The following is a 21,515-nucleotide window of genomic DNA, read 5'->3' as shown; positions in this document are numbered from 1 at the left end:
ATCTATATCAGAAGTTCGTATCCGGATCCGTTTTTCAACAATTCATTTCTGATCCATTGAATGTGGTTTTTCAGAAACCTGTAAGCCTCCGAAGGATTGTTTACATTGATGATTACTGGCACAAAATGTTGATTGATCATTTTGATGTTCTTGCCAAATTGCTTGGATACCACTACGTTTACTTCTTCTTTCTTTAACAGATTAATGATTCCGGTACCCTTCAGTCGCGAACCGTGCAATTGTTCCTCGTTGAGATCCTTCATGGGGTTAGGGATAGAGGTAATGAAATTCAAATTACAATCGCTCCATTCGTATATTGCGTATTTTTCTGCTTCTCCAAAATGTTTTGGTTCAAACTGTTCGTTTGTTCCCAAAGCAAAGGCAAATCTTATTTTTTCCTGATCCATGCGATCTTTTTATTTGTTGAGATAAAATTAATTATCGGGGAAGAAGCCTGCGAATCAGCGGCATTTAAAAAATGGGCAGATTGACCTGAAATATTTCAGGGAAATACCTTTCAAATAATAGTTTGATATGTCCTGCCATGAAATTGCCTGCGCTGGCATATTATTGACATGTCCTGGCGGAAAATTACCCCTTCCTGGCGGCTTTTCAGGGCTTCCTGGCCGCCAGCTTCAGTCATACTCTCGCCAGGACGGTAAAATTTTCCGCCAGGACGGCCGACTTTACCGGCAGGATAGCCAAAACTCCGCCAGGAAGGCACATTTCTATGCCAGGGAAGGGCGATTTTCCGCCAGGGGAGGATCGATTCCGCCAGGAAAGGACATTATGCAGCAGGAAGACATAATTTGTGCCGGCACGGAAAGTCAGGGCACCGGTGCAACCAGCGCTGGTGCGGATTATCGGTCGGTACCGCAAAGAAATTTTGAGGCTTTAGAATTATTTACTGCGTAAAATTTATTAACGGTCTATTTTGCAAAGGATTCAAACAATTAGATTTTCACACCCATTGACCTGATCTCCTTACAACAACGATAAAAATACAAGTTAGCAGGGGCTTTTAAAAAAGCTTATACTGGACAATCGGTTTGGGATGAAAAGTCCCAATTATCACAAAAGGATTTGTTGCTCTGAAATGATGGACTTTTGTAGTTCCCAAAAAGAAGTGTAGATCCCTGGTTTTTGCAAAGTCGTCAAAATATTTTTTTCGTACATCTTCACAGGCTTTTTGTTCATTTCCGTCATGGCGCCTTAAACTATTCCAGTAAAGCTGACCTGTTTCCCAATCTTCGATCATCAGGTTACAAATGGTGCCTGCATTATCTTTAAACCTATAAATAAATTTATAGGGCAACTTTTTCACTACCTGAATATTATTGTTTCTATCTTTTTCAAATAAATTCAGTTGCTGAAATTGGGCCAATTTATCAGGCGACCATGTTCTTTCTTGTTCTTCTTTGTAAACAAAATCCAAAACTTCGGTAGGTTTAAAAACAGCCAAAGAAGTGCAAATTTCTTTGTTTTTAGCTTCGGCAATAAGTTCGGATATGTTGTGATAGACGTTCTTTAAAACTATATTTCTTCTTTCTTCCCAGGTGTCTCCATCTGGTTTTATTTCTCCTGTTTTTATGATGGGCGTTTCATGAGATACAGGTCGAAAGCTTTCAGGCCTGAAATCGCTGTTGTTTTTGATCAAGTCTAATTCAATCCAGTCGTACTTTTTGTATTGTTCAGCGTATGATCTTTTCCGGAATTGAATAGGGTAAATCCTTATCCACGAGCCATCTTCCCTGAACCCTGCTGTGCAGACCAACTCATCGTACTTTTTCGAAATAGCAGGATAGGTTTTAACGGTAATAAGGACTTTGGTTTTCACCATCAAATATGTTTTATTTCATAGACAAAACCCTCCATATTTGAAATTGATTCGGCTAAGTGTTTTCTGTGGCATTGGCGAATATTTGCTTCAAAACAAGTAAGGGCAATACGCTTTTTACTTTCCAGTAAAGCCAGAATCTCTTTTTGCTTAGCCATTGTTTTCGAGAGGGTATCAGATTTATAGGTTTCAAATAATTTATCGTAATCTTCCTGAGTTTTAAGCTCCCGCCTTTTATCCGATTCAATGCCTACTTCCGGAAAATGCAGGTATTCAATTCCAACTCCGTCACAGGCAATGGATAGCTGTTTTTTGCTGAATCCGTATTTCATGCTGAGTGGATTTTTGCGCACATCACACAAAACCTTTACATTATTAACAATTAACTTATTAATGTATTGTTCCAAAGATATTCCTTCGTAACCTATGGTAAATAAAACAGTGGTATCTTTTGACAGTAGTTGATTTTTAACTTTTTGATTCTCTTCAGTCGTTAGAACACTATTGGCAATGGTGCTGTTAATTGCAAAAAATGGATACTGTCGATAAGTAAGCCTAATAAGTTCATCCTTATCCAGGCTGCCGTATTGGGTTTTTATATGCCGCAGCACAGCCTTATCTTTTGGTTTTAAGGTCTCCAAATAATCTGTATCATCTGTTTTTTTCCAATATTTCGTGGAGGGTTCTACCAGTTTATACTTTGAAAGCGTAACCAAATCGGCATTGGCCTGAAATGAAAAACAACCAAATTTGTAAGGAACAAAATGATACGACTTCTTCTCCTGCTCTCTTGACAACAAAAACAACAGCTTTTGAAGACTGATTTTATCCAGCCGATTGTCAAAAATCTGCAACAACGACAACAATATTTTCCGGCGATAATACATATTGCAAATTTACAATTTATTGGGGTAGAATGGCAAAGGGGGTGTTCATTTGTATAGTAATTATCGATTTCTGCTTTGCTCTGCAAAGAAATTCTCATTTGCTGGGTGAACCATACTTATTCCCAAAGCGGCTGTTTTTCCCATTCGTTCGTGAATCCAATTTTATATAAAGGGATTGATTTATTATTTGAAAATAACTCCTTGATTTTGGGTTTAAGTTGATGTCCCGGTGTTACTTTATTGCACAGATATATCATACACGATATAATAAGAAAGGGTTTTTTCCATTGATTTCTATCTAAAGAACCATTCAACCAGGGAAGGGGAGGATTTTTAATATTTGATGTAGGTTTTTTTACCATGTTCCTACTCCACAGGCGGGAATGATGTGCAATTATATTTCTTATATAAGTAATTGCTTCGAGCCAGCTTGATAACTCACTATGAAGATTTAACCCCATTTCATTGGCTATTTTTGACTTTTCAGGCAATTGATGTCGAAGACTTTTGTAAAGTTTTGATAAAATTCCTAACGAGGCAACTTCAAGGATTTTCCAGGCATCAGGGTAATTGTGTGGAAAACGTTTCTTGTGGTCTTTAATAAATATTTCCTGACTGCGGTGGAATTCCTTTTTTAGTTCTGACAGCGTGTGTTGGTGAATAGTTTTCGTAACACCTTTTATCGTCTTAATCGAATTGTCAAATAAATTACAATCCAAATACCATAGGCCATCATAGGCTAATGACATGTGATAAATGAGCTTTGTTCTGAGTGCGATTTCTATGCGTTCTATTGCATCGAAAAGGATTAAACGCAGGTGCCGATCAAAATTATACCGGTCAATAACATCCTCAAAAACAGAATCAGGCTTAAAGTAATGTAGATGAAAATCACTTTGCATATCCCACCAATACCCCTTTAATCGGTAGTAACTTATATTTTTTAAGAAATGGGAGGCATTTTCTTCATTGCGAATGATCATTCCCCGATTTTTGAGTAAATCGAGCTGTTTTTCTATGGTATAGGCAGGTTTATTTCCCATAGGGTATATAAAAAAAATGACCCGATTGCAGTTCTGATGGTATGCAAAACGGGTTCTGTTGATACAAACATAAGGCGTTTATGAGTCTTTTGAAATGATTTTGTGTTAAACTTTGTTAATAGTGATTCTGTTATGAATTTTTCAGCTATTAAATTTTCACAATCCTTCATTAGCGATAACAATATTTTCCGGCGATAATACATATTGCAAACTTACAATTTATTGGGGTAGAATGCGATAGTGGATGCATATTTGGCCCACCGCTGCCGTTTATCGCTGTAAAGAGTCTCCACGAACCGGGAGTTTATTTTCCACAGCATTTCTTATACTTCTTACCACTTCCACACGGACAGGGATCATTCCTTCCCGGCTTTAACCTGTGCAGTATTTTCTGATGATTGAACAATGCGCAGTTTATTATACTACACGGGGTGAAGCCGGCTTCTCCCATAAATTGCAACTAATTGACTTTTTCAGCAACCCCTAAGTAGTGTCTGTCCATAAAGTACCATTTGCTGTGTTACGCTCGCCGCCAAAATACTCATTTACGTGTAGTAAACTGCGTTTTTGCCGGCTTCGCAAGCCTTGCAACTGGCACTTTCTGAACAGACACATGACCAGAAACAAGTTTTGCGTAATTTACAGACAAGCACTAAGTAAACTACAGGACAATTCATTTTTGTTTAAAATTCAAGGGTTTAAACCTGAACAAATATTAAAGTAAACCCTTATTGGATGCATTTCTCAACAAAATTATTCCCAATCGTGGTGAATATGAATTAAGACCTTTACATCCTGTTTTAAAACCCTTAACTTGTAAAAAAACTATATTCCATGAATTATTCAAAGTATTTACCAGTTGATCCGGATTTTAACGACATCATTGAGGAACTGGCCAAAAATAAGGGAGAACTGAATGTATTCTTTTTTCTCCCGGAAAACACGCTCGAACAGGCAAAAGGGGAATACAAAGGAATTTATAAGTCAGAGGAAGGTGAATTTTTGACACTCAAAAATGGAGAACAGGTAAGACTCGATCGCATCATAACCATCAACGGGAAACCGGGCCCGGCATTTGATGAGTACGACAATTATGCAAACGCCTGCCTATCATGCCAGGGTGGAAATGAGGACTAACAACTATTTCTTCGCTCTCTTTTTAGGCTTTTCCTTTTTTCGCACATAAATCAACTTAAGCTGACCTTTGGAGTTTTCACGCTTTTCAATTTCAAAATCACTAATTGATTTTATTAAAGGGGTGAGTTTCTGAAATCCGTAATTACGCGCATCAAAATTGGGCTGTTTCTTTTGGATCAGGTTTCCCACATCGCCCAGGAAGGCCCATCCGTCATCGTCGGCAATGTCATCAATGGAGCTTGAAATCAGGCGGATCACTTTGGGTGTGATTTTATCTACCGAACTTTTGGCAGGTTTTTTATCTTGTTCTGCTCCACCATCCTCATCGCCGGTATTCTTCAAAATTTCGATGTAAACAAATTTATCACAAGCCACAATAAAGGGATCGGGTGTTTTCTTCTCGCCTATACCAATCACCAGCATCCCGGCTTCCCGCAAGCGGGTAGCCAGACGTGTAAAATCACTGTCGCTGGAAACCAGGCAGAAACCGTTTACCCGTTCCGAATATAAAATGTCCATGGCATCGATAATCATGGCCGAGTCGGTGGCATTCTTGCCGGTGGTATACCCGTATTGCTGGATGGGCGTAATGGCATTTTCCAGAAGAATATTCTTCCAGCGCGAAAGGTTTGGCCTGGTCCAATCGCCATAAATCCGCTTGATGGTAGGATTTCCGTATTTGGCAATCTCTTCCATCATTTCTTTTATATAGCCCGAAGGTATGTTGTCCCCGTCAATGAGGACTGCTAATTTTAAATCCATGGGTGCAAATTACGAATAATAATTCTAATAAAAGGTTAGAATTTTAATTCAGTCAGTAGTTTATAGTCAGTAGTCAGTAGTTTTAATTACAGGTGTTTGAAAAAGTTTGACGGAGTGAAAAAGCAGAAAATTTCTGATGCATTCGCTGGTGCGGATTTTTTGTTGAAAACAAAACGGCATAGCCTGGCGGTAATCCCTCCCACAAAGGACACATATAGAGTTTTAGACACACTCTTGCAACCTTCTTGTCATCTAATTACAAACGTCTTGCTCTTTCCTGTTTCGCCGGTTTCTTCAGAGTCAAGAATTATTGATAGTTACTCTTCCGCTGATGGTGAATATTTCGGGGCCTTCTGTACCTGCAGAAATGAAATGAATACTGATTGCAATCATTAATATTAAACGTTTCATAGCTCTTTGTTTTGATCACTAATGTTAAAAGGTATGACGATTGGGATTCATATCAAGTTACAACAGAAACTAATTATTAGTAGTAAAGAAGAATTCGTTACGTATCGATCAATATGTAGTTAAAAAAAGAAAAGCCGCCAAATAAAATTTAGCAGCTTCGTTATCTACAGGTAGCCCCACCAGGACTCGAACCTGGATCTACGGTTTAGGAAACCGCTATTCTATCCCTTGAACTATGGGGCCATTAATGTTTCGCGTTGCAAAAATAGAAAAATCCGTGGTAATAGGAAACCGCTTTGACTTTACCCAAAATTTGCAAGGAATTGTAAAAACAGTAAAGTATTTCATCCAGATTTGAAAAAATAAATCTTTGGTGTAAGAATCACAGTGACTAATATGCAGAAAGTCTGTCGGCCACCATTTGAAGGTGTTCATCCGTGCGTGCAAAATTGAATCGAAGTAAATGCTTTTTCGATTTTTCGTGGTAGAAAGCACTGACCGGAATGGTGGTCACACCGGCTTCCTTAACAAGCCGAATGGCAAAATCCTTGTCGCTCTCATCCGTGATGCCTTCATAGCTGAAAAGCTGGAAGAAAGTTCCGTGTGACAGGATTGGTTTGAACCGGGTAGCCGTCATCAGCTCATTAAAAAGATCGCGTTTTTTCCTGTAATAATCGCTCAGTTGCAGGTACTCTTCCCTGAAATCCAGGAATTCTGACAATGCCCATTGGAACGGAGAAGAAACGCTTTGCATCATCACCTGCTGGACTTTTCGCAGTTCGTTCATGACATCAGCCGGTCCTGCACAATATCCGATCTGCCATCCCGAAACATGATAAGTTTCTCCGAACGAACTGATGATAATGCTGCGTTCGGCCAGTTTGGGGTACATGGCAACACTTTGATGTGACTCTCCGTTAAAGACAATGTGCTCGAATATTTCATCCGAAAGAACTACAATGCGTGTCCCGTTAATGATTTTTTGCAGCCTGAGCATATCCAGTTCTGAAAAGACTTTACCGGTAGGATTATGTGGCGTGTTGATAATGATCATACGGGTGTTGGAAGTGATCAGTTTCTGTACTTCTCCCCAATCGATATGGAAATCAGGTGCTTTCAGGGGAACATAAACCGGTTTTCCTCCGTTAATTTCTATGGCCGGCACATAACTGTCGTAAGCGGGCTCAAAAATGACAACTTCATCGCCCTCTCTTACCAGCGCCGTTATTGTAGTAAAAATGGCTTGTGTGGCTCCGGCCGTAATGGTTATCTCGGTCTCCGGATTGTATTTGTGACCGTAAAGCTCTTCAATTTTTCGGGCCAGCTTCTCGCGCAGCTGCAATACGCCGTTGGCCGGTGCAAATTCATTGATCCCTTCAGAAATATGCTTTTGTACCAGTTCTATCAACCTCGGAGAACAGTGAAAATCGGTATATCCGGCAGCCATATTTATGGCATTGTGGCTATCGCCCAATTCACTCATTGCATTCACAATACTGTTCTCAAGGGTAATAAGTTTAGGTGCTATCATGTTGTGTTATTAAAATTCAATAATTGAGTTTTCGCCTGAACGATTCATAATTATCAGCCGGTTTATTTTCGGCTTCTATCAAATATACGCAATTATTCGCTGCAAAAATGCATCTTTTTATCGTGTAGAAAAGCCTTTTCTGACGAATGGTTATGGATTAATTTTTCCTTACTATATAAGTTGATATTTGTAGTTCTAAGAGCTTTCCCCGATTTACCGGGAGAACCCGAAATGCTTTTACACATGCGCTTTCCCTGATTAATCGGGACAAGTTGTAGGGGGGTTGAGAAATCAAAGTTCCATGTTCGGTTCAATTGTTTAATATCAGTCTCTCTACCGAAACTTCTTGTTTTAAATATCTCTAAACATCTCATTGGCAGATTTTTTAATCTTAGTACAAATTGCCCGCTATTTTCATTTTAAATCAACCCTAATTTGACGGAAGTCGTATTTTTATTGATGATTCGGTATGTCAGGAGTGTCGGAGCAATCAGGAATGTAATAAATCTTCAAGAACATCCAGGCTTTTTAGGGTACCAAAACCATGCGCATGCAATTTAAAAAAGTCGAGGAGGAAGTTAAGCAGGGTGTTACGTTCCGAAACGTTTGCAGCAATGGTTTTTAGTGAATAAACATCGGCATTCATCAACCGGGATAATAAGCCCGCTTTGTCAGGCGAAAGAAAGAGAGGATGTACCGGCTCATGTCTTGTAAAACTTCCATTTTTCATATCGAACCATGCATGTGAGCCTATTTCGTTTGTATTGGGATAAAAACCAAGATAGCGTGTCAGACGAAACATAACAAACAGGTGCAGGTTTTCACTTCCTTCCACCCCTGAATCGAGCAGTTCTACTGAATTGTTGAGAAAATCATACAGTTCTTCCGATTTTTCCTGCAATGTTAAGATATGAGACAATAGTTCGGTCAGGAAAAAAGCCTGTGCCCGTGTGTTTTGTGAATAGGGAATGCGCATTAACGGACTCAGCAGCGAGAATTCCTTTATGCGGTGAAGATCTCTTTTTGACGAATGATACACCTCCAACGACAACCGGTTGAGCGGCTGAAGCAATGCTGTTTTTCTGCTTTTACGACTTCCACGTACACTGTTTACTATATAATTCTGACGACCCAGCTCACGGGTGTATATATGAACAATGGCACTGGTATCGCGATACAAAATATGATCCAGCACAATGCCCTCGGTTTTTATCAGTGTACTCATATCAATAGATCGTTAGATTTTTAGATATAAGAGGTAAGATGATTTTTACAACCTTGACATACTGCATTTTAACAAACAAACCTCTTTAGATGCAAACAATTGGATTGCAGCGCATTGCAAAAGTTTAACAAAGTATTGTTTGTTGGACAGATCAGTTTTAGATCATTACTATATTCCGGTAAACTTTTAGCTTTGTTATACAGATATATAAAGGGACACTTCATGTTCACATTAATGCTGTTTGATGCATGCAAAGATAAGGGTTAGAAAAAATTCAAATCAAATTTTTTATTTGAAACGCCACAAGAATGTTATATATTTGCATCCGCAAAGAAATTTGCAATCAGCAATGCCCAGGTGGCGGAATTGGTAGACGCGCTGGTCTCAAACACCAGTGGTAGCAATACCGTGCCGGTTCGATCCCGGCCCTGGGTACTCAGATAAAGCCTGACAATCAATTTGTCAGGCTTTATAAAAAGGCACCTGGCAGAAACCTAAAAAGGGTCACCCGGATTGTTATTTCAAAAAGTTGCATCCAAAAAGATGGGATTTTTTTCTTCATCCTCTTTCCCCTTTCAGAAAAATTTCTGAAAATAAACCAAACAATCGCCGACAATACAAAAGAATCTCAAATCTTTTTAGAATCGTATCAACTTCCAAGTCACATTCTTTGTTAATTTTGTAGCAACAAAAGAGTATTAATCATCAATTCCATAGCCCTGTGAGCAACAAAAAACAAAGATTACTTGACAGAAGATACCTTGACATGGCCCGCATCTGGGCGCAAAACAGCTATTGCAAACGCCGGCAGGTTGGTGCATTGCTGGTGCGTGATAAAATGATCATCAGCGATGGTTATAACGGGACGCCATCAGGGTTTGAGAATATTTGTGAAGACGAAAATAACAAGACCAAGCCTTACGTATTGCATGCCGAAGCCAATGCGATTACAAAAGTAGCCCGGTCGGGCAACAACTCCGAAGGAGCTACACTGTATGTCACTTCTTCTCCCTGTATTGAGTGTGCAAAACTCATTATTCAGGCGGGCATAAAGAGGGTTGTTTTTTCGGAGAAGTATCATGTCGAAGATGGCATAAATCTCTTGAAAAGGGCCAATATTGAAGTCGTCCAGTTGGAACACAGAGAGGATAATAAGTTACCCTGATTTGGGTATAATATTTGATGAGATTCGACCGGTTTTCATCTTTTGAAACCGGGAGAAACACAAATTTTGCGTTCGTTAAATACATCTAAAAATCTACTAGTCTCGAAAAATGGCAAAACAGATAAAAAACACATCCAGGCAAATCTATTTTCCAATTATACTGGCAGTTATATTGGTAACCGGAATGTTTGTGGGGAGAATAACGGCTCCTTTGGGGCAGGGAGATTCGTCAAGACGGTTGCTAATGTATCCTGAATCGGGGAAACTGCAAACCATTATCAACCTTATCAATGAGCAGTACGTGGACAGCGTTGATGCTGGTAAACTGGTTGATAATGTCATTCCCGAAGTGCTGGAAAAGCTAGATCCCCACTCAGTTTATATTCCACCCAGGAATCTGGAAGCAGCAAACCAGGAGCTGGAAGGCAATTTCGGAGGAATTGGCGTGGAATTTAGCATGCAGAATGATACGGTTATGGTGATCAGTGTTGTTTCTGGTGGCCCTTCCGAAAAGGTTGGCATTCTGCCCGGTGACCGGATTATTACGGTTAATGACACGGTGATTGCAGGCGTGGAAATGCCAACCAACGACGTAGTGGGAATGTTGCGCGGCGATATCGGAACAAAAGTCAATGTCGGTATTAAGCGAAGAAACCGAGACAAACTCATTGATTTTGAGATAACCCGGGGAAATATCCCAATGTACAGCGTTGATGTTGCCTACATGCTTGACGACTCTGTCGGATACGTTAAGGTGAACCGGTTTGCGCGTAATACCTACCAGGAACTTTTATCTGCGCTGGCCAAACTAAAGGCTAATAGTTGCAGTCACATCATTGTCGACCTTCGGGGTAATTCGGGTGGATATCTTGATATTGCCATCAGTATGGTAAATGAATTCCTTGACAAGGGTGATATGATTGTTTACACAGAAGGTGTTCACAGTCCCAGGCAGGAGGTACATGCCAACGGTAGCGGTTCATGCAAGGAAATCGGGGTAACGGTTCTTATTGATGAGTTTAGTGCCTCGGCCAGTGAGATTTTTGCTGGCGCCATGCAGGATAACGACCGGGGAGTTGTAGTTGGCCGGCGTTCTTTTGGGAAAGGACTCGTTCAGCAGCAGTTTCCCCTGCCGGGAGGAGGTGCTCTCAGACTTACTGTCGCGAGATATTATACACCTAGCGGACGGTGTATTCAGAAACCTTACGATAATGGCGTGGAAGATTATTACCGGGATATTATCTACCGTTACGAACATGGTGAATTTTTTAACCGGGACAGCATCGATATTAACGACTCCCTTGTATATAAAACACTTGGAGGCAGAGAAGTATACGGAGGCGGCGGCATTATGCCAGATTTTTTTGTGGGACGCGATACTTCCAACCATACCGATTATTATTACAACCTGAGAGAATCGGGGATTATATATCAGTTTGCTCTGGATTATTCCGACAGGAACAGAAATCAGCTTTCGGAATTCGAATCAATAGAACAGCTGGAGGCCTATCTTGACCGCCAGCCTATAGGAGACATGCTGGTTAATTTTGCAAACGGAAAAGACGTGAAATACAATGCGTCAGAATATCAGATATCTAAAGAGCTTATTGTTAACGAAACAAAGGCCTACATTGCTCGCAATATTATGGACAATGAAGGATTTTATCCCATCATCCGAAAACACGATGAGGTCTTGAAAAAGGCTCTGGAAGTCATCAGAACCGGAGCTGCAGATTCTGTCTTACATGTTGATAATGCTCAGGCATCAGAGGTTAGTAAGTCAATACCTGAAACGACAGAACCAAGCATCTGACATGCAATTTATTACAAGAGTTGAACGGAGTATTGCTCTCGTGGACGTACAAAAATAATTTATGAACATGCTGCTTAAAGTTATCATTTACACCATATTGATATATTATGTGTTTAAACTGATTTTTCGTTATCTGGTGCCTTTGTTTATTTCCAAACAGGCAAGGAAAATGCAGAAAAGACAGGAAAACGCACATGAGGAATACATCAGCCGAAAAAAGAAGGAAGAAGGAAAGGTGACCGTGGAGTACAATCCTGAGACACAAAACAAGTCCAAAAACGGTAGAAATACCCACGGAGGTGAATACGTGGATTATGAAGAGATAAAATGAAAAAAGCGCCGAAAACAGGCGCTTTTTTTTCATTATTCGAGTATGGTTACCCATCCGTAGGGATCAGGCTCATCACCATACTGTATGGCACGTAATTTATGGTATAATTTTTTGCTAACCGGGCCGGGTTCACCGTCTTTTGAGAAACTGTAGGATTCATTCTTGTCCAGGTCGTCTATCCTTCCTACCGGACTAATGACAGCCGCCGTTCCGCATTGCCCTACTTCTTCAAAAGTGCCCACCTCATCAAAGGGGATGGGACGAATCTCCGTTTTCAGGCCCATGTCTTTGGCCAATTGAATAAGGCTTTTGTTGGTAATTGACGGCAAGATGGAACGTGACTCCGGAGTAATATATGTATTGTTTTTTATTCCGAAGAAGTTGGCCGGACCACATTCGTCAATATATTTCTTTTCGCGGCTGTCGAGATATAGTACTGCCGGATAACCTTTTTCTTTGGCCAGCATTCCGGCTTTAAGACTGGCTGCGTAATTTCCCCCAACCTTGATGTTACCGGTACCACGGGGAGCGGCACGGTCGTACTCGCGCATAACGGCCACGTTGGTCAGCTTAAAACCTTCCTTGAAATAAGGGCCTACCGGTGTCACAAAAACAAGGAATAAGTATTCGTCGGCAGGCTGAACACCAACCTTGGGGCCTGTCCCTATCAACAACGGACGGATATACAGAGATGCGCCCGACTCATAAGGCGGAACAAATCTTTTGTTCAACGATACGACCTTTTTAACGGCTTCCACAAATAGTTCTTCGGGAACTTCGGCCATCATTATACCCTTCGATGATGAGAGCATACGACGGGCATTCTCCACAACACGGAAAATTCTGATTTTGTCATCTTTGCCACGATAGGCTTTCAGCCCTTCAAATGCTTCCTGCCCGTAATGGAGGGAAGTAGCGGCCATGTGAATGTTGATTTGAGATGATGAAGAAACCTCTAATTCGCCCCATTTTCCGTTACGATAATAACACCGAACGTTGTAATCGGTATCCAGATAACTGAATGATAAGTTTGACCAGTCTATGTTCATGATTATGTGCTTTACTTTGAGATAATAATGCGGGTTTAAAGTTAAGGAATTTTCCGTAAATGGATATGATTGTTGTCAGCTGTTTGCATGGCGCATATTAGTAAGGAGGAGTTATTTCTCTGGTTTTTGAGCAGGTATGCATGGTTTACTTTGTTCAACTGATAAAATAACCTTCTCTTTATACTTTCCTAACCGTCAGGTAAGATACACAGTATTGTTTTGCATGGTAAACATTAATGACCAACGTATTCAGTTAGATGTTTCAGCCAGTCAGAAGATTTCGAACGGGTTCAGTGTTTTTGCCGAGGTTATGAATTTAACCAATGCGCCTTTACGGTACTATAACGGAACAACATCACGACCTGAACAGCAGGAGTTTTACTCATGGTGGGGAAATTTGGGTGTTAAATTTAATTTTTAGTCTTTAAACACAATATAGTTTAAACCCAGAGGCGCAATGACGCAAAGTCTTTATAAATAGACCGTTAGATTATTAGATTTTAAGATATAAGATGATTTTTATCCCATTGAAAATAGGCATTTTATCAAAACAAACTCATAGGTATAACCAATTAAATCTAAGATGTTTACAAAATATTAAGGTTATATTGATTATAAGATAATTGTGCTTAACATTTGCTGTTTTGGAAATGATTAATCTTTAAAAATTTTTTCAAGTTTATTGATGCGCGCTTATTAGCGGATATTTGAAAAATTAATAAATAATTTCTTTCATTATGGAATTCAAAGGTGTTAAAACATTCATTGTAGTTATTTCAGTAATCGCACTCTCCATTCTTGGTGTTGTTTATTGTTCATCACCTGCTCAGCAGGGAAAATCGGTCAACCAAAATAAAAAAGAGGTTTTAAAAGAAGCCTTTCATACGCAGCGTGATGAATCGGACAATGTTGACAGTCCGGCTCTTTGGCATGGCGAAGACGGACAAAACTGGCTGCTTGCTACAGCTAAGGAAGGCAACACCGTTATTGTTTTCGATGCTGCAAACGGGCAAAAAATAACAACATTTGGTGAGCCCGGAACCGGCATCGGACAAATGAAGCGTCCCAATGGAATTGCCGTCATCGATTCCTTTGCTGTTGTTGTAGAACGTGACAATCACCGACTTCAGGTATTTGCGTTGCCATCCTTAAATTCGCTTGGTTTTTTTGGTCAGAAACAGCTCATTCGTCCTTACGGAATTGCCATAGACAAAACAGAAAAAGGATACGAGCTTTATGTAACAGACAATTATGAGTTGGCCGACGAAAGCATTCCTCCGGTCGATAGTCTGTACCACCGGGTGCACCATTTTGTCCTGAATGTGAACGATACAGCGCTGCAGGTAAACCATCTCAGGGCTTTTGGGGCAACAGAAGGCAGCGGCGTTTTGTACAAGGTAGAATCCATTCTTGTTGATCGTCCTCTTAACCGCCTTCTGATTGCCGATGAAGATGAGATGCAACGTAACATTAAAATTTATACAACCGAAGGTGAATTTACCGGCGAGGTCATCCCAAACAAATATTTCAAATACGAACCGGAAGGCATAGCTTTATGGTCTTGCGAAGCCGATACATCCGGTTACTACATTTCAACCGATCAGGATGTCCTGAACAATTGGTTTCCCGTGTTCGACCGCAAAACACTAAAGTATATGGGAAGCTTTGCCGGAGAAGTCACACGGAATACCGATGGGGTGGCCTTAACACAGCATTCATTCGGAAACTTCGAAAACGGTGCGTTCTTTCCTGTACATAACGATGGCAGCATCACTGCAATAGGCTGGAAGGAGATTGCTGTGGCTTTGGAGCTGAAAGCGGATTGTCCGGAGTAACCTGCAGGTTATTGAATATCTTCTTGCATTGGGAATTTTTGGCGACAATCCTCTTCAGGGAGCAATACATTACTGATGAGTAAGGGAGTTTTGAGTTCAGGGGTTAACCCGGAGGAGCTGCAGAACTCAAAACTCTCCACTCAGCTGAGGATTCTTCTATTAACATGCTTTTTGTTAGTTGAACAACTCTGGAAGAGCCCTATGTAATGATTGCCGATGTATATGGAGAAATCTATAAATACGGGGTGTAATTCAAAACTCCCCTTCGATCAGAATCAAGGGACAGGCAGGCATGGAATGTGGAGGCATGAATTTAAGATTTATTGCATTTTCTGCCAATAGGAGTTATCTTTGACTAAAAAATTGTCATGGAAACAACCAGGCACATTGTAATAATAGCTCCTTCTGCAACTTCGATCCTCGACGTGGCCGGGCCACTCGAGGTTTTTACAAAAACTACTGAATATCTCAGAAAAAAAGGAGACACACAATCATATACAACTCATGTATTATCTGCCGATTCTTCATCGATAGTCAACACCAATGCCGGACTTCCAATTTTGTGCGAGGGAGGAGTTAAATCCGTAAACTACGAAGTCGACACCGTTTTAATTGCCGGCCGAGGTTCGTTAGATGCAACAACATGCCAGTCCTTAACAGCATGGCTTAAGAGACATGTGCAAAAAATCCGGCGCATCGGGTCTATTTGTGCCGGAGCCTTTGTTCTGGCCGAAGCAGGTCTTCTTGACGGGCGCAGGGCGGTTACGCATTGGCAGATTTGTGACAAACTGGCTCAGCAATTCCCCAAAGTAAAAGTCGAGAAAGACCCTATTTACATTAAGGATGAAAACATCTATACATCAGCCGGGATCTCTACCGGAATGGACCTTGCACTGGCGATGGTTGAAGAAGATTTTGGGCGCGACGTTGCCGTAATGGTTGCACGTGTTTTGGTTCTCTATCTGAAACGTCCCGGTAACCAATCTCAATTCAGTAATATTCTGATGTATCAGACAGTCGATTATGAACCGATACAAATTGTTCAGGACTGGATTGTCGATCACCTGGAAGAAGAACTTACTGTTGAAAAACTGGCTGAGAAAGCATCGATGAGTCCGCGAAACTTTGCACGTGTTTTTCTCAAGGAAACAGGCATTACCCCGGCAAAATATGTCGAAAAGGTTCGTTTGGAAACTGCAAGACGTCGCCTGGAAGAAACCCGGTTATCCATTGACGAAATATCGGAAGAATGCGGAGTTGGGAATGCCGATAGATTGCGACGCCTGTTTATACGTCATTTGCGAACAACTCCCGGTGAATATCGAAAAAATTTCTCTACAGCTTTAACAGTTGCCTGAGGATATTTAAGGAGCACATGATAAGTAGGGTTTACTGAATAACAATCAGATAATTAGAGGCTGCTGACTTTTTCAGCGGCCTCTAATTAGTGCGTTTCTGTAAACTCGCATAAATTTCTACAATATGTGTGTCTGTTCAGAAAGTGCCGGTTGCAAGCGTTACCCGGCAAATGGTACTTAATGGACAGACACTAATTATCTGCCGAAAAAAATGCGTATTGGCCATGGTTCCGGAACCATGGCCATCTATAATACGGACAATTTCCTTAACCGGCAGGATTGCCAATCGCTTACAAATTGCCAAAATAAGCTGCTGTGCGAATCATTTGCGAAACGAACGACATTTCATTGTCATACCATGAAACGGTTTTTACCAACTGTTTGCTGTCAGCTGTCACCACTTTGGTTTGTGTAGCATCGAAAAGCGATCCGAAATGCATACCAATCACATCTGTCGAAACAATTGAATCTTCGGTATATCCGTAGGATTCATTTGCAGCTTTTTTCATGGTCGCATTTATCGTTTCTGCATCAACCTCTTTTTCGAGTATGGTAAATAACTCAACAACCGATCCAGTGTGAACAGGAACCCGCTGCGATGAACCGTCGAGCTTCCCCTTTAAGGCCGGAATAACCAACCCGATGGCTTTTGCGGCTCCAGTTGTATATGGAATAATGTTGTTGGCTGCAGCCCTCGATTTACGATAGTTCGATTTGGGATCAGGCGTATCCATCAAGGGTTGAGAATTTGTATAAGCATGAATGGTAGTCATCTGCCCGGCGATAATTCCATAGTTATCGTTCAGAACCTTAGCCATTGGTGCCAGGCAATTTGTCGTGCATGACGCAGTGCTGATCAGCTCATCAGAAGAATTAAGTTTATGGTGGTTTACATTGTAAACTATGGTCTTCATATCTTTATCTGACGGTGCCGAAATAATTACTTTTTTTGTCTCCGGCTTTGAGGTGGGCCGATGCCTTCTCTCGTGTGCTGAAAATACCGGTGCATTCAAGTACCAGATCAACATCGTGCTTTTTCCAGGGAAGATTGTGTGGGTCGCGTTCGGCATAGGCAGCGACAGGTTTTCCATCAATAACCAATGCATGATCATTATGAGTTACATTCTTCTTAAAGGTCCCCTGATTAGAATCGTATTTAAGCAGGTATGCCAGCATTGCAGGAGAACTTAAATCGTTTATGGCAACCACTTCCATTTTGTCACTCTCTGTAATTTCGCGGAAAGCCAGGCGTCCGATTCTGCCAAATCCATTAATTCCAACTTTTATCATAATGCAACTTTTAAAAAATTTATGTTTCTTATTTTTTACCATACAAAGTTACTGTAGATAACACTTGTCTCAAATGACAATTATCCGACAATATCTGCCATGTGTTTTAAGGGTGAATAAATAAATGCAATGTAGCAAAATTCTAAATTCCCTTATTGCTATAGAATACAAGGCGATTCAAGACGAGAATGAAATTATTAAATGGGATGGTGAACTCAAATCACATTTTGGAACTATTGTAAATGCCTGGAACAAGGATACCGACTTGTAAAATGCTTACAAAAATTCAACGGTTTGGTTTTATGTAGAATTAGCTAAAAGAATTGGAAGAAGCAGATAAAAGTAATCGACAGGCAGAAGTTTGCCAGGCAGAAGGCAGAAGTGTTAAATTCGGCAGATTAGAATTTTACCGTTAGTACCGAAAATTGGCCTGATAAGCAAAAATCCAACTCCGCAAAACAAATGATTGATATAGAGTGTTTTGTGATTTGAGTTAGATAAAAGCAAACTCTCAGAAAATGCCGATACGGAAACGAAAACTACACTGAAAAAGGCACAGATTTTTGGAACTATGGTGATTTTTCAGTTTCCCCGAAATATCAAATAGACTTTTTAATCAAGCTTTACGAAAACCGATTGCCATTTTCTGCATCAACTACAGACAAAGTAAAGAAGATAATGATTTCCGAACGAACTGAAACACATACTTATAGAGATAAAACGGGTTGGACAAGAAAAAATTGACAAGACATAGGATGGTGGGTTGGTTATGTGGAGGCTGAGGACAATGTTTATTTTTTTGCTACTCGACTAATGAAATCTGAGAACGACAATAACCCTAACTTTTTTAAGGGAAGAAAAGAAATAACTAAATTGATATTGAAAGACATTGAAGAACTATAAAAAACAACGAACCGCCAACAATGGCTATACGTAATGCGGACAAAAGTGCTGATATGAATGCAATTACATTAAACAAACTTTTCGGTAAGCTGAAAGTGAAGTGCATTGAAATCCCGCACTACGCATAGCCGAGCCCGTTGTAACGCATTTAGAAAAAAGACATTACCAGACAATTTTGAAAATTAAATTATACATTTCCGACAACTTTCATTATCTTTACTAAGAGAAAAACAGATAAATGGTTTACATATTAGACGTAAAAAACGACCAATTAGTAAAGGCAGAAATTGTTGTTCCTAAACCAAATGAAATACCATTAAAAAAAGATGGATGGAATTTTAACTGGAGAGAATTAACCAAGGAAAATAATTCCAAAATATTCATTTTAAGAACAATTGGACTAAATCCAACCATTGAAGGTGCTTTACAACTAAAGATTGAAAACGATATGCTCATTATGAACACTTTAGAAATAGCACCACACAACATCGGACGAAAAAATAAGAAATATGATTATGTCGCCGGTTGCTTGATTGCTTTTGCATGTAAAGAAAGTTTCAAATTGAAAAGTGCTTACAAAGGATTCCTAACCTTTATGTCGAAAACAAGCCTAATGAAATGGTATTCGAAAAAATATGGAGCATCAGTAGGACTTGGACAGAGAATGTATATTGATAGTGAAAACGGGCTGAAGTTGATAAATGAATACCTTGAAAGAAAATGAAAGCTATGAAACGAGATAATAACACAGAGCCAACTAACGGAATGCTAACAAATCAAATGGATACTGGAACAGATGAATTTAAAGATTTCCAGGCCATAATGTTGAATAAGGCGAAAAGTCGGTCAGAAACGCAAAAAAGAGAAATTGAATTACTCTCCATCAAATTTCAAATGCAAGATTATCTGGAATCTGAAGAAACTGAACTCAAACTTCCGGGAGATTTTTTAAAAGAATACTTGAAAACACTAAGAATACCTCAAAAGAAATTTGCTCATTACATTGAGATAAATCCTTCTAATTTGAGCAAATTAATTAACGGAGAGAGACCAATAAATTATGAATTAGCAATCATTTTGGGAAAGATTTTTAATAATGACCCAATGCTTTGGATTGAAATTCAGGCAAAAAACGAACTCAAAAAAATCAGAAAAACCAAAACGAAACGATTTAATAATTACTCATTGAAAGACTTAATGACCTAAGATAAAACGCGCTACAACAAAGCTATATACGCCAGTCGTGGCGTCACAACATATTCAACCACTCGTTTTGTCTACTCACACAAGCTGTTATGGAGCGGAACGTGGAAGCCCGGCACTCTCTCCCATACATTTCGGGTAGACGAAAGGGATAAAACCATAACTGTAAGGCATTGGGAAACGAGCTTGCGAGTTCATGAACACCTTAAACTATTAAACCCCTCGTGAATAATGCAGGCAAATTACAACTTTTATTGTCAACGATAACAAAAATAGGAATAACAGTCGGGGCTCGCTTCACCGTCCCGAAACTTCGGGATTAAAAGTGCCTGAGCCGTGTGCCGGGAATTGAAAATCATGCATTCCTTAAAATAATAATTATGAATGCATAAACTGGTTCGTACGGTTCTTGGGGAGCGGCTGCCTCTAAAGAGCAACACAACAGTGCTATTGTGAGCAACGCAACAATACTATTGTGAGTGACGCAATAACGTTATAGCGAATGGCGCAAAAGATTGAGAATATCTGTTTGCTCAAGAGTTTATTGTTCCCACAAACCTCTTTAATTATTCATCTGCAAGCCAATCAGGATATAATCGTGAAACAATTAAACAACAATTGCGACTAAATGGACCTGTAATTCTTTCCGGAGGGAACCAGGTTGGTGGATTTCATCAAATAAGCAGCTTCAATCAACAGTAACCCAAAACATCTAATACCTTTCCCGGGCATCTGAAAACAATTGTCAGAGACCCGGGAAAGGGATATTTTATTGATGATTGCCTTCCTCGTGCTGGCACTGCTTGTCATAGATTTTACAATCAGACAGTTTGTCAGAAAAGCAAAAAGCAGTTATTGACCCTTTGGGGTTATTCGAAAACGAATGCCGTTATTTAAAAAACAATAACACTGCCGATAAAGCAATAACAATCGTCACGAATATCCTGAATTCTTTTTCCGGGATAAATCGCACCAGGAATTTGCCGGTAACCGAGCCTAACCATACGGCCGGCAACATTATGAAGTTTAATTGCAGTGTCGCCGTGGAGATCGATTCCCACACAAAAAAGTGAAGCGGTATTTTTAGCAGATTCAGGCTTATATAAAAGACAGCCCCGGTAGCAATAAAGCTCTTTTTGGGCAATCGCATAGAGAGTAAGTACAAATTAAAGATTGGCCCTGCTGCATTGCCAATCATAGTGGCAAAGCCGCCGGTAACGCCAAGTGTGCGGGCAAACCAGCTTTTGCGGGTAAATCCGTCAGGCCCGCCCGAATAGTCGCGATAAAAGATCAGTACCAGACAAAGCAATACGGAGATTCCTATGATGTTACGAAACTGATTATCCGATATCATTTCGCCGACAATCAGTGCCAGGACAATCCCTGTCAGGGCATAGGGATAAAGTTTTTTGATATGTTCCCACTTAAGACTTTTGTAGTAGTAACGGATGGCGAACATGTCGCCAAAAACCAGAAATGGTACCAGTAATCCGGCCGAAGCCATGCCTCCGTAAAAGTGGGCCAGCAACGGAATGGTGACCATAGCAATGCCCTTCAGCCCGCTCTTTGATACGCCCACCAGCCAGGCGCTCCCCAACGTTACCAACCAAATTCCCCAACTTGTATCTAATGGATTTATTATTGATTCAATCATGCTGCAAAGAAACAAAAAATAACCGGGAGGGATAACAGAGAAAACAGTGAGTCTTTGCCTTATGAATGCACGCTATATCGA

22 protein-coding genes, 2 tRNA genes and 1 pseudogene are annotated in these 21,515 nt (G+C 40.2%); 12 read left to right on the top strand and 13 right to left on the bottom strand.

Going from position 1 to position 21,515, the window contains the following annotated elements:
* Positions 1-2: 2 nt before the first annotated feature.
* Positions 3-407 carry a NifB/NifX family molybdenum-iron cluster-binding protein gene (locus OQ5_RS0105810; RefSeq protein WP_016776579.1) on the bottom strand — a complete coding sequence of 135 codons (405 nt, stop codon included), beginning with the start codon at positions 405-407 and terminating at the stop codon, positions 3-5.
* A 163-nt stretch (positions 408-570) separates the two neighbouring features.
* Between OQ5_RS0105810 and OQ5_RS0105805 the strand changes: the two genes are divergently transcribed.
* Complete coding sequence (locus tag OQ5_RS0105805; protein ID WP_141638857.1) at positions 571-915, top strand: hypothetical protein; 345 nt, start codon at positions 571-573, stop codon at positions 913-915.
* A gap of 106 nt (positions 916-1,021) precedes the next feature.
* Here the strand turns inward: OQ5_RS0105805 and OQ5_RS0105800 are convergent, their stop codons facing one another.
* The 4 genes from OQ5_RS0105800 to OQ5_RS25235 all read right to left on the bottom strand — a co-directional run bounded on the left by OQ5_RS0105800 (position 1,022) and on the right by OQ5_RS25235 (position 4,218).
* Positions 1,022-1,840: a hypothetical protein gene (locus tag OQ5_RS0105800; protein WP_016776577.1), complete on the bottom strand. Its 819-nt coding sequence runs from the start codon at positions 1,838-1,840 to the stop codon at positions 1,022-1,024.
* The gene (locus tag OQ5_RS0105795; protein WP_016776576.1) at positions 1,840-2,724 is read right to left on the bottom strand and encodes a DUF488 domain-containing protein; all 885 of its coding nucleotides are present in this window, start codon (positions 2,722-2,724) and stop codon (positions 1,840-1,842) included. The genes OQ5_RS0105800 and OQ5_RS0105795 overlap by 1 nt, the downstream gene beginning before the upstream one ends.
* A 116-nt stretch (positions 2,725-2,840) precedes the next feature.
* Positions 2,841-3,767, bottom strand: coding sequence for an Abi family protein (locus tag OQ5_RS0105790; protein ID WP_016776575.1), 927 nt, complete (start codon positions 3,765-3,767; stop codon positions 2,841-2,843).
* A gap of 304 nt (positions 3,768-4,071) precedes the next feature.
* Positions 4,072-4,218: an SEC-C metal-binding domain-containing protein gene (locus OQ5_RS25235; protein WP_085931013.1), complete on the bottom strand. Its 147-nt coding sequence runs from the start codon at positions 4,216-4,218 to the stop codon at positions 4,072-4,074.
* A gap of 383 nt (positions 4,219-4,601) precedes the next feature.
* On the opposite strand from OQ5_RS25235, the gene OQ5_RS0105785 reads away from it, so the two are divergent.
* Positions 4,602-4,904 (top strand): hypothetical protein, encoded by a 303-nt coding sequence (locus OQ5_RS0105785; RefSeq protein WP_016776574.1) that lies wholly within the window; start codon positions 4,602-4,604, stop codon positions 4,902-4,904.
* 3 nt (positions 4,905-4,907) lie between these two features.
* Here the strand turns inward: OQ5_RS0105785 and OQ5_RS0105780 are convergent, their stop codons facing one another.
* The 4 genes from OQ5_RS0105780 to recO all read right to left on the bottom strand — a co-directional run bounded on the left by OQ5_RS0105780 (position 4,908) and on the right by recO (position 8,833).
* Entirely contained in the window at positions 4,908-5,666 is a 759-nt protein-coding gene (locus OQ5_RS0105780) for an NYN domain-containing protein (RefSeq protein WP_016776573.1), read from the bottom strand.
* A gap of 582 nt (positions 5,667-6,248) precedes the next feature.
* Positions 6,249-6,320: transfer RNA gene (locus tag OQ5_RS0105770), tRNA-Arg, on the bottom strand.
* Positions 6,321-6,468: 148 nt separating this feature from the next.
* Positions 6,469-7,608: a methionine aminotransferase gene (locus OQ5_RS0105760; RefSeq protein ID WP_016776571.1), complete on the bottom strand. Its 1,140-nt coding sequence runs from the start codon at positions 7,606-7,608 to the stop codon at positions 6,469-6,471.
* A gap of 490 nt (positions 7,609-8,098) precedes the next feature.
* A complete protein-coding gene (gene recO / locus OQ5_RS0105750; RefSeq protein ID WP_016776569.1) occupies positions 8,099-8,833 on the bottom strand; it encodes a DNA repair protein RecO in 735 nt (244 codons plus the stop codon).
* Between the two features lie 351 nt (positions 8,834-9,184).
* Between recO and OQ5_RS0105745 the strand changes: the two genes are divergently transcribed.
* The 4 genes from OQ5_RS0105745 to OQ5_RS0105730 all read left to right on the top strand — a co-directional run bounded on the left by OQ5_RS0105745 (position 9,185) and on the right by OQ5_RS0105730 (position 12,142).
* Positions 9,185-9,268 (top strand) — tRNA-Leu (locus tag OQ5_RS0105745).
* Between the two features lie 286 nt (positions 9,269-9,554).
* Positions 9,555-9,998: a deoxycytidylate deaminase gene (locus tag OQ5_RS0105740; protein ID WP_016776568.1), complete on the top strand. Its 444-nt coding sequence runs from the start codon at positions 9,555-9,557 to the stop codon at positions 9,996-9,998.
* A gap of 109 nt (positions 9,999-10,107) precedes the next feature.
* A complete protein-coding gene (locus tag OQ5_RS0105735; RefSeq protein ID WP_016776567.1) occupies positions 10,108-11,811 on the top strand; it encodes a S41 family peptidase in 1,704 nt (567 codons plus the stop codon).
* A 61-nt stretch (positions 11,812-11,872) separates the two neighbouring features.
* Positions 11,873-12,142 carry a DUF4834 family protein gene (locus tag OQ5_RS0105730; RefSeq protein ID WP_100221881.1) on the top strand — a complete coding sequence of 90 codons (270 nt, stop codon included), beginning with the start codon at positions 11,873-11,875 and terminating at the stop codon, positions 12,140-12,142.
* A 32-nt stretch (positions 12,143-12,174) separates the two neighbouring features.
* Here the strand turns inward: OQ5_RS0105730 and OQ5_RS0105725 are convergent, their stop codons facing one another.
* Positions 12,175-13,191 (bottom strand): branched-chain amino acid aminotransferase, encoded by a 1,017-nt coding sequence (locus OQ5_RS0105725; protein WP_016776565.1) that lies wholly within the window; start codon positions 13,189-13,191, stop codon positions 12,175-12,177.
* A 223-nt stretch (positions 13,192-13,414) separates the two neighbouring features.
* On the opposite strand from OQ5_RS0105725, the gene OQ5_RS0105720 reads away from it, so the two are divergent.
* From OQ5_RS0105720 to OQ5_RS0105710, 3 genes are all read left to right on the top strand, one after another.
* Positions 13,415-13,612 carry a hypothetical protein gene (locus OQ5_RS0105720; protein ID WP_016776564.1) on the top strand — a complete coding sequence of 66 codons (198 nt, stop codon included), beginning with the start codon at positions 13,415-13,417 and terminating at the stop codon, positions 13,610-13,612.
* A 316-nt stretch (positions 13,613-13,928) separates the two neighbouring features.
* Complete coding sequence (locus OQ5_RS0105715; protein WP_016776563.1) at positions 13,929-15,026, top strand: hypothetical protein; 1,098 nt, start codon at positions 13,929-13,931, stop codon at positions 15,024-15,026.
* A 368-nt stretch (positions 15,027-15,394) separates the two neighbouring features.
* Complete coding sequence (locus tag OQ5_RS0105710) at positions 15,395-16,384, top strand: GlxA family transcriptional regulator (protein WP_016776562.1); 990 nt, start codon at positions 15,395-15,397, stop codon at positions 16,382-16,384.
* A 290-nt stretch (positions 16,385-16,674) separates the two neighbouring features.
* On the opposite strand, the gene OQ5_RS25380 is transcribed toward OQ5_RS0105710, so the two are convergent.
* The gene (locus OQ5_RS25380; protein WP_016776561.1) at positions 16,675-17,298 is read right to left on the bottom strand and encodes a type I glyceraldehyde-3-phosphate dehydrogenase; all 624 of its coding nucleotides are present in this window, start codon (positions 17,296-17,298) and stop codon (positions 16,675-16,677) included.
* A gap of 4 nt (positions 17,299-17,302) precedes the next feature.
* Positions 17,303-17,674 carry a glyceraldehyde 3-phosphate dehydrogenase NAD-binding domain-containing protein gene (locus tag OQ5_RS25375; protein WP_304362429.1) on the bottom strand — a complete coding sequence of 124 codons (372 nt, stop codon included), beginning with the start codon at positions 17,672-17,674 and terminating at the stop codon, positions 17,303-17,305.
* A 516-nt stretch (positions 17,675-18,190) separates the two neighbouring features.
* Here OQ5_RS25375 and OQ5_RS25225 point away from each other — a divergent pair.
* The 3 genes and pseudogenes from OQ5_RS25225 to OQ5_RS0105680 form a co-directional block, all read left to right on the top strand.
* Positions 18,191-18,418 (top strand): annotated as a pseudogene (locus tag OQ5_RS25225) (serine hydrolase); the annotation flags it as partial.
* A gap of 397 nt (positions 18,419-18,815) precedes the next feature.
* Positions 18,816-19,301: a hypothetical protein gene (locus OQ5_RS0105685; RefSeq protein WP_016776557.1), complete on the top strand. Its 486-nt coding sequence runs from the start codon at positions 18,816-18,818 to the stop codon at positions 19,299-19,301.
* A gap of 5 nt (positions 19,302-19,306) precedes the next feature.
* Positions 19,307-19,783: a HigA family addiction module antitoxin gene (locus OQ5_RS0105680; RefSeq protein WP_176694059.1), complete on the top strand. Its 477-nt coding sequence runs from the start codon at positions 19,307-19,309 to the stop codon at positions 19,781-19,783.
* Positions 19,784-20,669: 886 nt separating this feature from the next.
* Here the strand turns inward: OQ5_RS0105680 and OQ5_RS0105670 are convergent.
* On the bottom strand, positions 20,670-21,434 hold the full coding sequence (locus tag OQ5_RS0105670) for a sulfite exporter TauE/SafE family protein (protein WP_255297403.1): 765 nt from the start codon (positions 21,432-21,434) through the stop codon (positions 20,670-20,672).
* Between the last annotated feature and the right edge of the window lie 81 nt (positions 21,435-21,515).

Source organism: Anaerophaga thermohalophila str. Valhall, assembly GCF_000250735.1.
GTDB classification, from domain to species: domain Bacteria; phylum Bacteroidota; class Bacteroidia; order Bacteroidales; family Marinilabiliaceae; genus Anaerophaga; species Anaerophaga thermohalophila_A.
Note: the sequence above shows the minus strand (reverse complement) of the source record. Positions and strands in the feature narration are given on the sequence as shown.

Excerpts from the sequence above, each read along its gene's own strand:
- OQ5_RS0105810 (WP_016776579.1), bottom strand. The coding sequence starts at position 407 with ATGGATCAGGAAAAAATAAGATTTGCCTTTGCTTTGGGAACAAACGAA.
- OQ5_RS0105800 (WP_016776577.1), bottom strand. The coding sequence starts at position 1,840 with ATGGTGAAAACCAAAGTCCTTATTACCGTTAAAACCTATCCTGCTATT.
- OQ5_RS0105795 (WP_016776576.1), bottom strand. The coding sequence starts at position 2,724 with ATGTATTATCGCCGGAAAATATTGTTGTCGTTGTTGCAGATTTTTGAC.
- OQ5_RS0105790 (WP_016776575.1), bottom strand. The coding sequence starts at position 3,767 with ATGGGAAATAAACCTGCCTATACCATAGAAAAACAGCTCGATTTACTC.
- OQ5_RS25235 (WP_085931013.1), bottom strand. The coding sequence starts at position 4,218 with ATGGGAGAAGCCGGCTTCACCCCGTGTAGTATAATAAACTGCGCATTG.
- OQ5_RS0105785 (WP_016776574.1), top strand. The coding sequence starts at position 4,602 with ATGAATTATTCAAAGTATTTACCAGTTGATCCGGATTTTAACGACATC.
- OQ5_RS0105780 (WP_016776573.1), bottom strand. The coding sequence starts at position 5,666 with ATGGATTTAAAATTAGCAGTCCTCATTGACGGGGACAACATACCTTCG.
- OQ5_RS0105760 (WP_016776571.1), bottom strand. The coding sequence starts at position 7,608 with ATGATAGCACCTAAACTTATTACCCTTGAGAACAGTATTGTGAATGCA.
- recO (WP_016776569.1), bottom strand. The coding sequence starts at position 8,833 with ATGAGTACACTGATAAAAACCGAGGGCATTGTGCTGGATCATATTTTG.
- OQ5_RS0105735 (WP_016776567.1), top strand. The coding sequence starts at position 10,108 with ATGGCAAAACAGATAAAAAACACATCCAGGCAAATCTATTTTCCAATT.
- OQ5_RS0105730 (WP_100221881.1), top strand. The coding sequence starts at position 11,873 with ATGAACATGCTGCTTAAAGTTATCATTTACACCATATTGATATATTAT.
- OQ5_RS0105725 (WP_016776565.1), bottom strand. The coding sequence starts at position 13,191 with ATGAACATAGACTGGTCAAACTTATCATTCAGTTATCTGGATACCGAT.
- OQ5_RS0105720 (WP_016776564.1), top strand. The coding sequence starts at position 13,415 with ATGGTAAACATTAATGACCAACGTATTCAGTTAGATGTTTCAGCCAGT.
- OQ5_RS0105715 (WP_016776563.1), top strand. The coding sequence starts at position 13,929 with ATGGAATTCAAAGGTGTTAAAACATTCATTGTAGTTATTTCAGTAATC.
- OQ5_RS0105710 (WP_016776562.1), top strand. The coding sequence starts at position 15,395 with ATGGAAACAACCAGGCACATTGTAATAATAGCTCCTTCTGCAACTTCG.
- OQ5_RS25380 (WP_016776561.1), bottom strand. The coding sequence starts at position 17,298 with ATGAAGACCATAGTTTACAATGTAAACCACCATAAACTTAATTCTTCT.
- OQ5_RS25375 (WP_304362429.1), bottom strand. The coding sequence starts at position 17,674 with ATGATAAAAGTTGGAATTAATGGATTTGGCAGAATCGGACGCCTGGCT.
- OQ5_RS0105685 (WP_016776557.1), top strand. The coding sequence starts at position 18,816 with ATGGTTTACATATTAGACGTAAAAAACGACCAATTAGTAAAGGCAGAA.
- OQ5_RS0105680 (WP_176694059.1), top strand. The coding sequence starts at position 19,307 with ATGAAACGAGATAATAACACAGAGCCAACTAACGGAATGCTAACAAAT.
- OQ5_RS0105670 (WP_255297403.1), bottom strand. The coding sequence starts at position 21,434 with ATGATTGAATCAATAATAAATCCATTAGATACAAGTTGGGGAATTTGG.